Origin of the sequence: Streptomyces bikiniensis (assembly GCF_000716625.1) — a bacterium.
GTDB classification, from domain to species: Bacteria; Actinomycetota; Actinomycetes; order Streptomycetales; family Streptomycetaceae; genus Streptomyces; species Streptomyces bikiniensis.
In genome coordinates this window covers 29,167-43,608 of sequence record NZ_JNXJ01000027.1, presented here as the reverse complement: position 1 = coordinate 43,608, position 14,442 = coordinate 29,167, and the positions used below count along the sequence as shown (strand labels likewise).

General features: G+C 73.6%; 14 protein-coding genes. 10 read left to right on the top strand and 4 right to left on the bottom strand.

Annotated elements, in window-relative coordinates:
• Window positions 1–88 precede the first annotated feature (88 nt).
• Window positions 89–1,582, top strand: coding sequence for a DNA-binding protein NsdB (locus tag OO47_RS21380; RefSeq protein WP_030208138.1), 1,494 nt, complete (start codon window positions 89–91; stop codon window positions 1,580–1,582).
• Between the two features lie 52 nt (window positions 1,583–1,634).
• Here OO47_RS21380 and OO47_RS21375 read toward each other — a convergent pair whose 3' ends face one another.
• On the bottom strand, window positions 1,635–3,110 hold the full coding sequence (locus tag OO47_RS21375; protein ID WP_030208135.1) for a PP2C family protein-serine/threonine phosphatase: 1,476 nt from the start codon (window positions 3,108–3,110) through the stop codon (window positions 1,635–1,637).
• A gap of 356 nt (window positions 3,111–3,466) precedes the next feature.
• Here OO47_RS21375 and OO47_RS37950 point away from each other — a divergent pair, with 356 nt between their 5' ends.
• Genes OO47_RS37950 through OO47_RS21360 form a run of 4 tightly spaced genes read left to right on the top strand, consistent with a single transcriptional unit; the run spans window position 3,467 to window position 6,760 of the window.
• Window positions 3,467–4,453: a hypothetical protein gene (locus OO47_RS37950; protein ID WP_234323257.1), complete on the top strand. Its 987-nt coding sequence runs from the start codon at window positions 3,467–3,469 to the stop codon at window positions 4,451–4,453.
• Window positions 4,399–5,238: an NlpC/P60 family protein gene (locus OO47_RS37945; RefSeq protein ID WP_234323256.1), complete on the top strand. Its 840-nt coding sequence runs from the start codon at window positions 4,399–4,401 to the stop codon at window positions 5,236–5,238. Before OO47_RS37950 ends, OO47_RS37945 begins: the two co-directional genes overlap by 55 nt.
• Window positions 5,239–5,293: 55 nt before the next feature.
• Window positions 5,294–5,842 carry a GNAT family N-acetyltransferase gene (locus OO47_RS21365; protein ID WP_051715458.1) on the top strand — a complete coding sequence of 183 codons (549 nt, stop codon included), beginning with the start codon at window positions 5,294–5,296 and terminating at the stop codon, window positions 5,840–5,842.
• 3 nt (window positions 5,843–5,845) lie between these two features.
• On the top strand, window positions 5,846–6,760 hold the full coding sequence (locus tag OO47_RS21360) for a carbohydrate kinase family protein (protein ID WP_030208130.1): 915 nt from the start codon (window positions 5,846–5,848) through the stop codon (window positions 6,758–6,760).
• Window positions 6,761–6,829: 69 nt separating this feature from the next.
• Here OO47_RS21360 and OO47_RS21355 read toward each other — a convergent pair whose 3' ends face one another.
• A complete protein-coding gene (locus OO47_RS21355) occupies window positions 6,830–7,186 on the bottom strand; it encodes a DUF805 domain-containing protein (RefSeq protein ID WP_030208115.1) in 357 nt (118 codons plus the stop codon).
• A gap of 212 nt (window positions 7,187–7,398) precedes the next feature.
• Complete coding sequence (locus tag OO47_RS21350; RefSeq protein ID WP_324606526.1) at window positions 7,399–7,758, bottom strand: SPW repeat protein; 360 nt, start codon at window positions 7,756–7,758, stop codon at window positions 7,399–7,401.
• A 348-nt stretch (window positions 7,759–8,106) separates the two neighbouring features.
• Here OO47_RS21350 and OO47_RS21345 point away from each other — a divergent pair, with 348 nt between their 5' ends.
• Complete coding sequence (locus tag OO47_RS21345; RefSeq protein WP_030208100.1) at window positions 8,107–8,472, top strand: cupin domain-containing protein; 366 nt, start codon at window positions 8,107–8,109, stop codon at window positions 8,470–8,472.
• A gap of 67 nt (window positions 8,473–8,539) precedes the next feature.
• Here OO47_RS21345 and OO47_RS21340 read toward each other — a convergent pair whose 3' ends face one another.
• Entirely contained in the window at window positions 8,540–9,523 is a 984-nt protein-coding gene (locus OO47_RS21340) for a TauD/TfdA dioxygenase family protein (RefSeq protein ID WP_030208098.1), read from the bottom strand.
• Window positions 9,524–10,107: 584 nt separating this feature from the next.
• Here OO47_RS21340 and OO47_RS21335 point away from each other — a divergent pair.
• The 4 genes from OO47_RS21335 (at window position 10,108) to OO47_RS21325 (ending at window position 14,441) form a co-directional block, all read left to right on the top strand.
• A complete protein-coding gene (locus tag OO47_RS21335) occupies window positions 10,108–11,340 on the top strand; it encodes an ROK family transcriptional regulator (RefSeq protein ID WP_051715453.1) in 1,233 nt (410 codons plus the stop codon).
• Between the two features lie 76 nt (window positions 11,341–11,416).
• The gene (locus tag OO47_RS38790; RefSeq protein WP_313896399.1) at window positions 11,417–11,488 is read left to right on the top strand and encodes a putative leader peptide; all 72 of its coding nucleotides are present in this window, start codon (window positions 11,417–11,419) and stop codon (window positions 11,486–11,488) included.
• Window positions 11,489–11,902: 414 nt separating this feature from the next.
• The gene (locus OO47_RS21330) at window positions 11,903–13,495 is read left to right on the top strand and encodes an ABC transporter substrate-binding protein (RefSeq protein ID WP_030208093.1); all 1,593 of its coding nucleotides are present in this window, start codon (window positions 11,903–11,905) and stop codon (window positions 13,493–13,495) included.
• Window position 13,496: 1 nt separating this feature from the next.
• The gene (locus OO47_RS21325; protein WP_030208090.1) at window positions 13,497–14,441 is read left to right on the top strand and encodes an ABC transporter permease; all 945 of its coding nucleotides are present in this window, start codon (window positions 13,497–13,499) and stop codon (window positions 14,439–14,441) included.
• The last annotated feature ends 1 nt before the right edge of the window (window position 14,442 follow it).

Here is a 14,442-nt window from a genome sequence, read left to right as displayed (position 1 = left end):
GGCGCACCCTGGCGAACCCTGGCGAATAGTCGCCAGCCCTATGACAGGGGGTTACTGTCAACTCAGCCGAGAACCTGGGGGCTTAGACGTGACCGGAGAAACCAACACCCGCCTGGCAGACCTGTTCGGCCTGGCCGGCTGGTCCAAGGGCGAACTCGCGAGGCTCGTCAACCGGCAGGCGGCGGCCATGGGCCACCCCCAGCTGGCGACCGACACCTCGCGGGTGCGGCGGTGGATCGACCGGGGCGAGACCCCGCGCGATCCCGTCCCCCGGGTGCTGGCAGCACTGTTCACCGAGCGACTCGGCCGTGTCGTGACCATCGAGGACCTCGGGTTCGTACGACACGGGCGTGCAGGGAAACGGCAGGACGTCGGCAAGACGGAGAACCCTGACCAACTGCCCTGGCCACCCGATCGTACGGCGGCGGTCCTCACCGAATTCACGGGAATGGACCTCATGCTCAACCGACGCGGCCTGGTGGGCGCGGGTGCCGCGCTCGCCGCCGGCTCCGTACTCAGCAACGCCATGCACGACTGGCTGCAGACCGACCCCGCCCGCCCGGGCGCCGTTCCGCGTGCCACCGATCCCCTCCACGCCGACCCCGCCGGGTTCGACCGCTACGAGGCCGCCCCCATCGGGTCGGAGGAGATCGAGGCCCTGGAGCACTCGGTGCAGGTCTTCCGCGCCTGGGACGCCTCCCGGGGCGGCGGTCTCCAGCGCAAGGCCGTGGTGGGCCAGCTCAACGAGGTGGGCGGCATGCTCGCCTACCGCCACGCCGACCACCTCCAGCGGCGCCTGTGGGGCGTCGCCGCCAACCTGGCCGTCCTCGCGGGCTGGATGTCCCACGACGTCGGCCTCGAACCCACGGCGCAGAAGTACTTCGTCATCGCCGCCCACGCGGCCCGCGAGAGCGGCGACCGGCCCCGGGCTGGCGAGGCGCTGTCCCGCGCCGCCCGCCAGATGGTGCACCTGGGCCGGCCCGACGACGCCCTCGACCTGATGAAGCTCGCCAACACGGGCTCGGGCGACCGGCTGCTGCCCAGGACCCGGGCCATGTTCCACACCATCGAGGCCTGGGCGCAGGCGTCGATGGGCCGGGGGCAGGCCATGCGCCGCACCCTCGGCGAGGCCGAGGACCTGTTCGTGTCGGACCGGCGCGACGAGGCGACGCCGGACTGGATGCAGAACTTCGACGAGGCCGACATGCACGGCATGGAGGCCCTCGCCTACCGCACCCTCGCCGAGCACGACCCGGCCGCCGCGATCCCCGCGCAGCGCCACGCCAAGCTGGCGCTCGAACTGCGGAGCAAGGGGCACGAGCGGTCGAAGCTCTTCGACCACATCTCCCTCGCCTCGGCCTGCTTCATCGCCGACGACCCGGAGCAGGCCGACCGGTACGCCCGGCTCGCCCTCACGTCCATGGGGGAGACCTCGTCCCACCGGACCTGGGACCGGCTGCGGGAGATGTACCGGCTCACCGGCCAGTACGCCGACTACGCCAGGACCGACCTCCTGCGCGAGGAGATCCAGCTGGCCCTGACCCAGTCGCCCGTCAACCACCCCAGGCCCGGACAGGCCTGATCCCCGGCCCCTCCGGGGGCCGGGGACCGGGACCGCCGTTCACGGGTCCGGCTCAGTGGCCGACCCGCACCACCATCACGCAGGCGTCGTCCTCGCGCGACTCCTCGCCGAACTCCTCGACCACCGTCCGCACGCCCTCCCGCGCGTCCCGCGCCCCGGCGAGCCGGGGGCCGAGGGCGAGCAGCCGCCGTGCGCCCGTGTCGTCGTCCGTACCGCTGCCCCGGGTCAGCCCGTCGGTGTGCAGGACGAGCAGGTCGCCCGGGAGCAGCCGGGTCTCGGCCTCCTCGTACGCGGCGCCGGCCGTCGCCCCGAGGAGGACGCCCTCGGGCCGCCGGAGGGCGCGCCCCGTCCCGTCGCGGAAGAGCAGCGGGGCGGGGTGGCCGGCCTGCGCCCAGGTCAGGGTCTGGGCGACGGGGTCGTACCGGCAGCACATGGCGCTGCCGAGCGCGGGCTGCACGGAGGTCTCCAGGAGCTGGTTCAGGTGGCCCATCAGGGCGGCGGGCCGGATCCCGGCGACGGCCATGCCGCGCAGCGCGCCGAGGAGCATCGCCATCGAGGAGGTCGCGGCGACCCCGTGGCCGGTCAGGTCGCCGACGGTCAGCAGGGCGTCCCCGCCCGGCAGCGCGAGCGCGTCGTACCAGTCGCCGCCGATCAGTCCTGTGCTGGCGGCCGGGAGGTAGTGCGCGGCCACGTCGAGCGGGGCCGGCCCGTCGTGGGCGAAGTGCAGCGAGCCGCGCCAGGGCGGCAGGACGGCCTCCTGGAGTTCGACGGCGACCCGGCGCTCGGTGCGCTCGACGTCCCGGCTGCGCTCCAGGCCCGCCCGGCTCTCCCTGACCGCCCGCTCGCTGCGCCGCAGTTCGCTGACGTCGCGCAGGACGGCCCACATGGAGGCGGTGCAGCCGTCGGAGTCGAGGACGGGTTCGCCCGTCATGTGGACGGTGCGCACCCGGCCGTCGGTCCGTACGATCCGGAACTCGCCGTCGATCGGCTTCCCGTCGATCAGGCAGTCCGTCACCATCCCCTGGAGGAGGGGCTGGTCCTCGGCGAAGACCATCGTGGGCATCTCGTCGAGCGACATCGGGCCGTTCTCCCGGGTGCGCCCGAACATCCGGTACAGCTCCTCGGACCAGCTGACCTCGTCGGTGAGCAGGTTCCACTCGGCGCTGCCGACCCGGGAGAGGAGCGCGCCGGTGCGCGCCGGTGCGGGCAGGCCGTACGCGGCGCCGGGATCGGTCGCGAAGTCCGCGTCCTGGACGGCCTCTCCGCCGGTCTCCGTCCCCGGCGGCACCTCCACCGGCACGCCCGCGCGCAACTGCCCCAGCTGGGCGCCGAGGTCGTCGAGCTGGTGCACGGCGAGGTCGCACAGGGCGCGCTGCCACCGCTGCCGCGGGTCGTCCTCGTCCGCCGCGGCGTCCCGGCGGACGGCGTCGACCTCGCCGCGCAGGCGGCGGGTCTGCGAGATCAGCGCGTCCACCGCGCCCGGCTCCGGCGGCTGGGCGGGACGGTCCGCGAACAGAGGGGACGGCATGTCGTACTCCGATACAGGCGCGGCGCGGCCACAGGTCAAGAAGGGGCCCGTGTACGACTGTTGCACAGCCCGGGACGGCCCGTAAGAGGTTTGGCAACACTCGATCCGGTGGTGCTCCTGACATATGCCAAGGGCCCGGTGTCCGTCCCTCGGGGAGGGGCGGACACCGGTGGAAGGCGGAGGACGGGCCGCGGAGACGGCCGGGCGGGGCCGTGGGCGGGGGAGGGGTGCGGACGAGAGTTCGGCGGGGGCGGAAACGTGTGCGAGGGGGGTGCGGGGGGAGTGACGGGCACGGTCCCCGCTCTTCGGCTCCCCCCGGGCGAACACCGCTGCCGGGCGATCCGGATGATGACCCCATGACCCGTACTTCCCACAGCGGCGGCACCTCCCGGCGCACCCTGCTCACCGCGCTGACCGCCACCGCGGCCGCCCCCCTCGTCCCGCTGGCCGCTTCCCCGGCCCGCGCCGCGCAGCCGGCCGCCCCCGCCGCCCCGGCGGGCGCCGCCCTCCCGACCGGCCTCGGCGGTCCCCGCTCCTCCGTGACCGTCGCCCCCCTCGGCGCCGACTGGTTCGCCTCCACGGCCCTCGGCGCGCTCGACACCGCCGTACTGCCCGGCACCCCGGCCCGCACCGAGGTCACCTCCGGCGGCAGACGCGTCGCGCTCCTGACGCACGGCGCCCGCACGGTGCTCCTCCCCGGCCCCGAGCGCACCTTCACCGAGGACAAGCGGCCCTTCGCCGACGACTTCCAACGCACCCTGCCGGACCCGGCGCTCCCCGAGGCCGACCGCGTGTACTGGGGCACCGCGCCCGGCGGTGGCGGCTGGACCACCCTGGGCGGCCCGGCCGGCGACTATTCGGTGACCCCCGGCGCCGGCGTCATCAAGCTGACCACGGACTACGCGAGCCGCCACGCCAGCGTCCGCGACGGCGAGATCACCGACGTCGACGTGCGCGCGACGGCCTCCTTCGACAAGGTCCCCACCGGCCAGGCGTGTTCGTACGCCCTGTCCTTCGGCTACCAGGACACGCACAACGGCTACCGGGCCCGGCTGTCGTTCACGACCTCGGGCGCGGTCGAGCTCCGCGTCGAGAAGGAGGTCGCCGACGCCGTCACGCAGCTGGCACCGGCCGTCCCCTGGCCACCGGGGTCGCCGCCGGCACCGCATGGACCGTACGGGTCCGCCGCGAGGGCACCGCCATCAGGGCCAAGGCCTGGCGCACGGCCGCCGCCGAGCCCGCCGCCTGGACCGTCGAGACGGACGACGCCACCTTCGGCAAGGGGCGGGTGGGGCTGCGCGCCCTCGCCAACGACGGCTGCACCAACCTGCCGGTCAAGCTGACCGTGAGCCGCTTCGAGGTGACCGCCGCGACCTGGGAGGCCCCGCCGACCGTCACCCACACCGACTGGGTACGCGTCCTGGACCACCCGTTCGACGGCACCTGGACGCCGGAGCTGGAGGCCCGCGTCCGGTCCTGGGCCGGTTCCACCGCGCCCGACGTGCTCGCCTGCGCGGCGATGTTCCTGCCGGGCGGCCCGGCCGTGACCGCGGGGACCGGCCCGGCGGCCGGCCGGCAGGTCCTCGGCCGGGCCGGCTACGGCCACCTCGACCCGCGGGGCAACCGCTACGAGGGCGCCGACTTCCACGAGTACATGAACCTCGGCTGGACCTTCCCGGACGGCACGTACACCGGGCCGTCGAACAAGCAGACCGGAAACCTGGACTGCTCCGGCTACACCCGGATGGTCCTCGGCCACCACCACGGCGTCCCCCTGGCGGCCGGGGCGGACACCTCCGGGACCCGGCTGCCCCGCAAGTCCCGCGACATGGCGGAGCACGCGCCGGGCGTCCGCGTCGACCGGACGGCGGGCGGCGCCCCGCCGGCCGCGGCCCAGCTCCAGCCGGGCGACCTGGTCCTCTTCAACGCCGACTCGGGCGACGACGGCCAGAGCGCCACGGTCGACCACGTCGGCATCTACCTGGGCAGGGACACGAACGGGAAGCGCCGCTTCCTCTCCAGCCGCAAGACCTGCAACGGGCCGACCATGGCGGACCTCGGGGGAGCCTCCACCCTGGACGGCACGGGCACGTATGCGGTGAAGCTCCACACCGTGCACCGCGTCTGACGTCCGGCACGAGGGCCCGGGTCCCCGCCCCGCGGCGGACTGAGAGGATGGGACGGTGCCCCCCTCACCGAGCTCGGCCCAGGACCCGGTACCGGCCCCGCGGCGACCGCTCCGCACCGAGCGGCTGCTGCTGCGGTCCGTCCGCGGCGGTGACCTCCCGGCCGTGACGCGGCTGTGGACCGATCCCGACGTACGACGCCACCTCGGCGGTCCGGTCACCGGGTCCGTCATCCGCATCCGGCAGCGGCGGATCGTCGGGGCGCCCGGCTTCCACGCGGTGGTCCGCGCCGAGGACGGCGTCCTCCTCGGACTCGTCACGGTGGAGGACGGCGGGCGGGACGGGGAGACGGAGGTCTCGTACCAGTTCCTGCCCGAGCACTGGGGACACGGTTACGCGCGCGAGGCGGTCGGCGCGGCCGTCGCGCGGGCCCTGGAGACCGCGCCGAGCGTGGTCGCGGTCACCCAGGAGGCCAACCACCGCTCCCGGCGGCTCCTGGAGTCCGTGGGCCTGGAGCACGCCGAGTCCTTCGTCGAGTGGGACGCCCACCAGGTGCTGTACCGGCGACGGGCCGGCCGCCGGAACCCCTGTACCGAGGAGCTCTGATCCATGTCCTTCCTGGTGATCGGCGAGTGCGTCGCCGACATCGTCCGCGCGCCCGGCGCCGCCGACCGCGTCCACCCCGGCGGCAGTCCCGCCAACGTCGCGTACGGACTGGCCCGCCTCGGCCGGGACGTCACCCTGCTCACCCAGCTCGCCGACGACTCCCACGGGCACCTGATCGGGGCTCACCTGAGGGACGCGGGCGTACGGGTGGAGGTCGGCGGCCTCCCGGAGCGCACCCCGTCGGCGGTCGTGGGCCTCGACGCGGAGGGCCGGGCGGCCTACGCCTTCGACATCGCCTGGACGCTGGAGGCGGGAGCGCTGCCCCCGGAGGCGCCCGGCCATGTGCACATCGGCTCGGTCGCGGCCGTCACCGACCCCGGCGCGGCGGCCGTCCTGGCCGGGGCCGAGCGGTTCCGCGACCGGGCCACGGTCAGCTACGACCCCAACGTACGGCCCGGACTGATGGGGGAGCACGGCCCGGCCGTCGCCCGGGTCGAACGCTGCGTCGCCCTCGCCGACCTGGTCAAGGCGAGCGACGAGGACCTGGCCTGGCTGTATCCGGGGGAGGAGCCGGAGGCCGTCGCCGTCCGCTGGCTGGATCTCGGCCCCGCGGTCGTCCTGGTCACCCGGGGCGCGGCCGGCTCCTCCGCCGTCACCCGGCACCACACGGTCGCCGCCGGGGCGCCCCGGGTCGACGTCGTCGACACCGTCGGCGCGGGCGATTCGTTCATGTCCGCCGTCCTGGACGCGCTGGCCGCGCGGGACCGGGCGGCCCTCGGCGCGCTCTCCGCCGGGGAGTTGGCCGGACTGCTCGCCCGGGCCGGGGCGGCGGCGGCCGTCACCGTCTCCCGGGCCGGGGCGCAGCCGCCCGACCGGGCCGAACTGGACGCGGCCCGCGCGGACCTGGCCGGGACGTGACACGGCCGTGGCCCCCGGAGGAAACCTCCGGGGGCCACGGCCGGGTGTGGTGCGTCGGCGCGGGGACCGTCAGTAGGCCGGGGCCAGCTTCGGGTTCGGGCCGTACGCGTTCTGCTGCTGCTCGCCCTCGAGGACGGTGAAGACCAGCAGGACGATGCCGCCGACGAACGGGACCAGGCCGATGAGGAGCCACCAGCCGGACCGGCCGGTGTCGTGGAGGCGGCGGACGGACAGGCCGAGGGACGGCAGGAAGACGCCCAGGGCGTAGACGGCGTACAGCAGCGGGTAGGTGCCGAGCAGCATGTCGACGGTGATGAGGATGATGCCCGCGATCACGTTGAACAGCTGGAACATCCAGAATTCCTTGCGGCGCGCCCGGCCGCTGAACACCGCGTACTTCTTGAGAACGTCGAGGTACCAGTTCACTTTGTCCCCCCAAGGACTGGGTATGCGAGCGGGAGCCTGTCCCTGTGGAGCAAGCTTTACGCAGAACTTATGTGGCCGAAACCATGTGGGTCAATTCGTTATCGTGCGGTTGCCGTTCACCCGCGGGGGACAGTGAACGGCGGCACCTCCTGGGAGTTGAGGTGCCGCCGTTCCGGATGAGGGTCAACGGGGGGACGAGGAGGGACTGGAGGTCATGTCCTCCTCTTGCTCATGAGCAGTCCGCCCGCGGTGAGGGCGAACAGGCAGACGCACGCGCCGGTGATGACGTTGCTGAGGATCATGCCCGCGTCGGGGCCCCGGGTGACCACCCACGGCGAGACGATCAGCCACGCGCCGAGCAGCAGGACGACGAAGTTCAGGTCCTGCGACCGTTCCGGGACCATCGACATGCACAGGCCGAGGACCGCGATGCCGATGCCGACGACCAGGTTGCTGATGGCGAGTTCCGGACGGGCCGCGGCGAAGTGGACCGTCCACGCCGAGATCGCGGCGTAGACGCCGGCGAGGATCACGAGTTCCTCGACCGCCGCCACACCTCGGGTCTGGAGCATACGGGCGTATCGGTCCCGCATTTCCGGTGCGTCGGGGTGACCCGAGATATCACCGTGACGATGAGAGACGTCGGCCATGTGACTCGCCTCCTTCTGGCGTCTTGCGTGTCAGGCCGCACTTGCGGCGAATTGCGCCGCTGTTTCATTGTGCTCTTATCCAGCCTTTATGTGTAGTTCTGTCCCCTGGGGGATGTGCACAGAATTCGGGGTCCCGATGTGCCGGATTCGACCAAAAGCGCCTCGGAGAAGGGCGTCGAAGAGGCTCCGGAGAAGCGGTCCGTCCGCCGGGGACCGGCGTAGCCTGGAAGGGAACTCGGGGAACCGACCTTTGAGCGCCGGGAGCGGAAGATGACCGGCATCGTACGGAGAAGCTTCGATTCGGCGGACGAGACCCGTCCCTTCGAGGACGGCAAGGGCAGGCTCGACCTGCTGACCGACGTGCGCGGCCCGGTCGGGCGCGCCGTGTTCGAGCCGGGCTGGCAGTGGACCAAGCACGTCAAACCGATCGCGGGCACCGACAGCTGCCGGGCCGCGCACGTCGGGTACGTCGTCAGCGGCCGGATGAAGGTCGTCATGGACGACGGGGAGACCGAGGAGTTCGGGCCGGGCGACTTCATGCAGGTCGAGCCCGGCCACGACGCGTGGGTCCTCGACGACGAGCCGTGTGTGGTCCTCGACTGGGCGGGCTTCGGCGACTACGCCAGACCCGCCTGACGGCGGGCCCGCCCGGCTGCCGGGAGCCGAGCCGGCCCCCGGCAGCCGGGCGGCCCGGCCTTCCCCCTCACTTCCCGGTCGCACCGGTGGCCGGGGACGCCGCCGTGTCCGCCGTCGAGGCGCCGGAGGCGATGCCGAACGCCGGGTCCGGCACGGACTCGGGCGCGAGCAGCACCGAGGAGCGTCCGTCCACGCCGACCGGCACGTCGCCGTCGATGGTCACCCGGCGCAGCTTGCGGTCGTGCTCGTCGGAGTCGTCCACGCCGTAGTGCTGGGTGGCGCGGTTGTCCCAGATGGCGACGTCGCCGACCTGCCACTGCCAGCGGACGGTGTTCTCCGGGCGCTCGACGTGCCGCTGGAAGAGGGAGAACAGGTCGCGCGAGTCGGCGCCCGTCAGGCCGCTGATCCGCTGGACGAAGTTGCCGAGCAGCAGCGTCCGCTCGCCGGTCTCCGGGTGGACCCGCACGACCGGGTGCTCGGTCAGGAACTTCGTGGAGGAGAAGATCTCGCGGAAGCGCGCGAGCTGCTCGGGCAGGACGCCGGGCCGCAGGGCCGCGTAGTCGTAGTCGTTGGAGTGCACCGCGCGCAGGCTGTCGGCCAGCGCCCGCAGCGGCTCGGGAAGGCTCTCGTACGCGGTCGCCGTGTTCGCCCACAGGGTGTTGCCGCCGTACGGCGGGACGACGATCGCGCGCAGGATCGAGAAGGCAGGGTAGGCCGGGACGAAGGTGACGTCGGTGTGCCACTGGTTGGCCCGGCCGCCGAAGTCCGAATCAATCGGCAGCGAGTAGCGGCCGTCGGCGGAGGGGACGGTCGGGTGGGCGACGGGGGTGCCGAGGAGCCGGCCGAAGGCCTCGTGGGCCTCCTCGTCCAGGTGGTCCTGGCCGCGGAAGAAGACGACCTTGTGTGCCAGGAGCGCGGCGCGGATCTCGGCGACGGCCTCGGCGGACAGGTCGCCGCCGAGTCGGACGCCGGAGATGACGGCGCCCAGGCGGCCGCCGACCTTCCGGACGGTGATCTGCCGGACGTCGGGGGAGGTGGTGGCGGTCGACATGACGGGTCCTTTCGGGAGTCCGGGAGCGGGCCCGGGGGAATTAATCTCGGAGCGGAAGTAATGAGCCGACGGAAGGGCCGGGTCGGAGGTGTGCGCCCGCCCGGGGGTGCGCCCGCCGGATCGGAGGCATACGCCCGCGGAATCGGAGGCGTACTCCTGCGGAATCGGAGGAGCGCCCCCGCCGGTCCCCGGAGCGGGGCGAAGGGGCCGGCGCGGTACGGGGCGGGTCCGGCGGCGGCCGGGTCACGGGAGCGGAACCGGCGCACCGGTCGCGCGGAGGGTCGCGAGGGTCAGGCGCCGCGGGCGGCGGGACAGGAGGAGGTCGCGAACATGTCCCGGAGCCTCGCAGCGCCCGCCGTCGCGCGTCAAGCGCCCGCCCGCTCCCCGAACCGTCGCCCCCGGTGGTTGAATCGGCGCCTGCCCGGTGCCGTCCGCCCGACCTCCCGCACCCCGTCGCACCCCCTTTGACCAGGGATGATCCCCTCCCGTTCGGAGGGCGCGGCCGACGCCGGGCGGCAGGTGGCGGCCGGGTCGGCGGCCGTCCGGGATTTCACACCGCCGCAACAGTGACCAGAGAGGCACCCATGACCGCGACCACCCCGCACGGCCCCCGGATGGCGGGGGACGGCAGGCGCGAGGCGAACGCCGCCACCGTCCTGCGGACCGTCCTCGACCACGGACCCGTCGCCCGCAGCGCCGTCGCCCGGCTCTCCGGCCTCAGCCCCGCCGCCGTCTCCCGCCAGGCCACCGACCTCACCCGGCTCGGCCTCCTGCGCGAGCTGCCGGAACTCGCCGGGGGCGGGGGAGTGGGGCGGCCCCAGATCCCCGTCGACCTGCACATCGGCGCCACCGGGGGACCCGTCGTCGGCGGTGTCCACCTCGGCGTCCCCGGTTCGACCTTCGCCCTCGTCGACCTGCGCGGCCGGGTCCTGGCCCGTCACACCCACGCGCACGAAGGCATCGCGCCCGACGCCCTGCCCGGGGAACTCGCCCGCGAACTGGGCGGCTTCCTCGACGCGCACGCCCGGGGCCGCCCCCTGCTCGGGGTCGGCGCCGCGATCGGAGGCTGGGTGGACCCCGCCGAGGGCGTGGTGGTCCGCCACGACGCCCTCGGCTGGCGCCGCCGGCCACTCGCCGCCGAACTCGCCGCCGGACTCGGCGGGCGCACCGTGCGCCTGGACAACCACGCCCGCTCCATCGCCCAGTCGGAGATCCTCTTCGGCCGGCCCGCCGCCCGCCGCAGCCTCGTGCACCTCTTCGTCGGCAACGTCGTGGACGCGGCCGTCGGACTCGCCGGGGTCGTGCACCAGGGGCCCGGGGCGGCGGCCGGCGACGTGGCGCACCTGCCCGTCCCCGACTCCACGGCCCCCTGCCCGTGCGGGCGTTCGGGCTGCCTGGAGGCGACCGCCTCGAACACCGCCCTCGGACGCACCGCCGTGCGCCGCGGCATCGTGCCCGAGCCCGACACCTCCCTCGTGGTGGACGCGGCGGCGGCCGGGGACCGGCGCGCCGACCGGCTGCTGCGCGAACGGGCCCGCGCGGTCGGGCGCGCGGTCGCCCTCCTGCTCGACGTCCTCAACCCCGATCTGGTCGTCGTGACCGAGCAGGCCAGCGTCATCGAACCGGACTACCTGGAGGAGATCCGGGGCGCCGCGATCGACCTCTCGCACGTCTGCGGAGACCCCGAACGCATCGTCAGTCCACATGCCGGACCGGCCACGCTGCCCGTCGCGGCGGGCACGGTTCTGCTGAATCCCCTGTTCAGGAGGCCTCTTGAGACCCTTCAAGAGCTCCTGCCCGCAGGAGCGGGAGGGTGAGGTCGTCTCGGAATGCGGTCAACTCCGGTTGACCACTCCGCGAAGCCACTGCCATATTGCTCCCGTGAATCCGGACATGCGCCTCATCTCCCGCAGGCACGTCGACCTCTGTCGACAGGCCAGCGCGGTCTGTGCCGTCCGCGCCTGACCCCGGCGCCGGTCGTCGCACCGGCCGCACCGTTCCCGTACCGGTCCCGCCCGGACCGGGCCGCCCGCCGCACCTCCGTCACCGACGGCCGGCGAGCGCCCCGACGTTCCGGCCGCCGACCGGTCGTGCCACCACGGCCCCGTGACACGAAGGGCCCCAGGCCCTGATCCGCCGGGCAGGACCCGGGCCCCCGCCGGTTCCGTGACCCCCGGCTCCCGCCGCTCACACCCTCCGTGACCCCGCGTCCGGTTCCGCGTACCCCCGTACCCGGTTCCGCGTCCTTCTCCTTCCTCCCGTTCTCCCTGTTCCTCCCGTTCCCACTGTTTCCCTGTTCCTCCCGTGGCTCCTTCCTTCCGCAGCGGAAAGAATTCCGCGCGCCCGGCGGACCCCCACCCCTTTCACAGGCAGGCATCGATGACCGAGCTGTACCCCACCACGCCCACCGCCCTCTCCCGGCGCACCACCCTGCGCGCCGCGGGCGGCGGCACCCTGCTGCTCGGGCTCGGCCTGGCGGGCTGCCGTTCGGCGGTCTCCGAGGCCGAGGCACCCGGCGCCGAGGCGACCGCGAAGCCCCGGCGCGGCGGCACCTTCACCGTCGCCGTCAACTCGGACTTCACGCCCAGCCTGCTCTTCGCCCAGAGCGGCCAGTCGCTCCAGCAGCGCCTGGTCTACAACACCCTCGTCCGCTACGACGACCGGCTGGAGCCGCAGCCGGAGCTCGCCACCTCCTGGGAGTACGCGAAGGACGGGCGCTCCATCACCCTCAAGCTGCGCACCGGCGTCACCTACCACGACGGGCGGCCCTTCACCGCCGACGACGTGATCTTCGCCGTGAAGAACCTCCAGAACCCGTTGCGCGCCGCCCAGTTGAGATCCACCGCCGCCGCGATCACCGGCTTCGAGAAGCGCGGCGACCACGAACTCGTCCTCAAGCTCGCCCACCCGGTCAACAACCTGTTCGACCTCTTCGAGTTCATGATCATCACCGACCGGAACAGCGTCGAGGACGCCGTCGCCGGCAGGAAGCTCAACGGCACCGGCCCCTTCAAGCTCACCAAGTGGAGCCCCGGCACCGGACTGAGCTTCACCCGCAACGAGAAGTACTGGCAGCCCGACCGCCCCTACCTGGACGCCGTCGAGTTCCGGGTCATCGCCCAGGCCGACGCCCTCCTCTCCTCCCTGCGCACCGGCCAGACCCAGCTCTCCTACGGCGTCCCCGGCCGGAACCTCGCCACCCTCGCCGCCGATCCCGAACTCGTCATCAGCGAGTACTCCACCGGCGGCGGCGCCCACTACCTCGGCGTCAACACCACCGTCGCCCCGCTGAACGACAAGACCGTCCGACAGGCCCTCGCCTGGGGCATCGACCGCGAACGCATCCTCAAGCAGGTCCTCGGCGGCTACGGACTCGCCTCCGCCACCCCCTGGCCCAAGTCCTCGCCCGCCTTCAGCGAGGCCGCCCGCACCCACTACACCCACGACCCCGGCAAGGCCCGCGAACTCCTCAAGTCCGCCGGCCACACCGGGCTCGACCTGCCGCTCCTCCACATCAACCTGCCCGGCGACACCGCGGTGGCCGAGGCCGTCCAGTACGACCTCAAGCAGATCGGCGTCCGGGTCACCCTCGAACCCACCGACCCGGCCACCGCCCAGAAGAACCTCATCTCCCAGTCCATGCCCGGTCTCTGGACCATGAGCCACGGCTTCGCCCAGGTCCAGCCGTCCACCCTCGCCGTCAGCGCCTACCCCTTCAACGAGGCCAAGAACACCTCCAGGTTCCGTTCCGCCGCCTACACCAAGGTCGTCCGCGAGGCCTGGACCACCCCCGGGACCGGCGCCCGCGCCAACGCCCTGCGGCAGCAGATCACCGACACCCTCCTCGACGAGGCGTTCATCATCGACCTCGTCATCCGGGGCTCCGTCCAGGTCGCCGCCAAGAAGCTGCGCGGCGTCACCCTCAACAAGTTCTCCTACCTCAACCTCGACGACGCCCACCTGGCGGGCTAACGTGCGCGGCTACCTCCTGCGGAGGCTCCCCTCCGCGCTCCTCGTCCTCCTCGTCGCCTCCTTCGCCGTCTTCGCCGTCCTCCGGCTCGTTCCCGGAGACCCGGCGGCCGTCCTCGCCGGACCCGACGCGAGCGCCGAGACCGAGGCCGCCATCCGGGCGCGCCTCGGCCTCGACGAACCCCTGCCCGCCCAGTACCTCCGCTGGCTCGGCGACCTCCTCACCGGCGACCTCGGACCGTCCTACGCCATCGGCGGGCAGACCGCCGACCTCATCGGCGACGGACTCGGCGCCACCGTCGAACTCACCCTCGGCGCCCTGCTGTTCGTCGTCGTCCTCGGCGGCGCCTTCGGCATCCTCGGTGCCACCTCCCGCAACCGCTGGGTGAGCACCGCCGTACGGGTCCTCACCACCGGCGCCCTCTCCGTACCGCCCTTCGTCACCGGCGTCCTCCTCGTCCTCCTCTTCTCCGTCCTCCTCGGCGTCCTGCCCCCGGGCGGCCGCGTCCCCCTCCTCACCGCCCCCGACCTCGGCGTCCAGTACCTGCTGCTGCCCGCCCTCTGCCTCGCCCTGCCCAGCGCCGCCGTCCTCGGCCGCTACCTCAAGGACGGCATCGAACGCGCCCTCGGCGAGGACTACGTCCGCACCGCCACCGCCGCCGGCATCGCCCCCCGCCGGCTGCTGTGGCGCCACGCCCTGCCGAACGCGCTCCCGCCCGTCGTCACCCTCCTCGGCATGCAGACCGGCAACCTCCTCGGCGGCGCCGTGCTCGTCGAGGCGATCTTCGCCTGGCCCGGCCTCGGCCAGCTCGCCGAACAGGCCCTGGTCCGCCGGGACTACCCCGTCGTCCAAGACCTCCTGCTCCTCCTCGTCACCGTCTTCGTCCTCGTCCAGCTGCTCACCGACCTCGTCCACGCCTGGCTCGACCCCCGGATCAGGTGGGAGTGAC

Bases quoted from the DNA above. Each gene is read 5' to 3' on its own strand.
- OO47_RS37950 (WP_234323257.1), top strand. From the start codon at position 3,467: ATGACCCGTACTTCCCACAGCGGCGGCACCTCCCGGCGCACCCTGCTC.
- OO47_RS21340 (WP_030208098.1), bottom strand. From the start codon at position 9,523: ATGTCGACCGCCACCACCTCCCCCGACGTCCGGCAGATCACCGTCCGG.
- OO47_RS21345 (WP_030208100.1), top strand. From the start codon at position 8,107: ATGACCGGCATCGTACGGAGAAGCTTCGATTCGGCGGACGAGACCCGT.
- OO47_RS21360 (WP_030208130.1), top strand. From the start codon at position 5,846: ATGTCCTTCCTGGTGATCGGCGAGTGCGTCGCCGACATCGTCCGCGCG.
- OO47_RS21330 (WP_030208093.1), top strand. From the start codon at position 11,903: ATGACCGAGCTGTACCCCACCACGCCCACCGCCCTCTCCCGGCGCACC.
- OO47_RS21350 (WP_324606526.1), bottom strand. From the start codon at position 7,758: ATGCTCCAGACCCGAGGTGTGGCGGCGGTCGAGGAACTCGTGATCCTC.
- OO47_RS21375 (WP_030208135.1), bottom strand. From the start codon at position 3,110: ATGCCGTCCCCTCTGTTCGCGGACCGTCCCGCCCAGCCGCCGGAGCCG.
- OO47_RS21335 (WP_051715453.1), top strand. From the start codon at position 10,108: ATGACCGCGACCACCCCGCACGGCCCCCGGATGGCGGGGGACGGCAGG.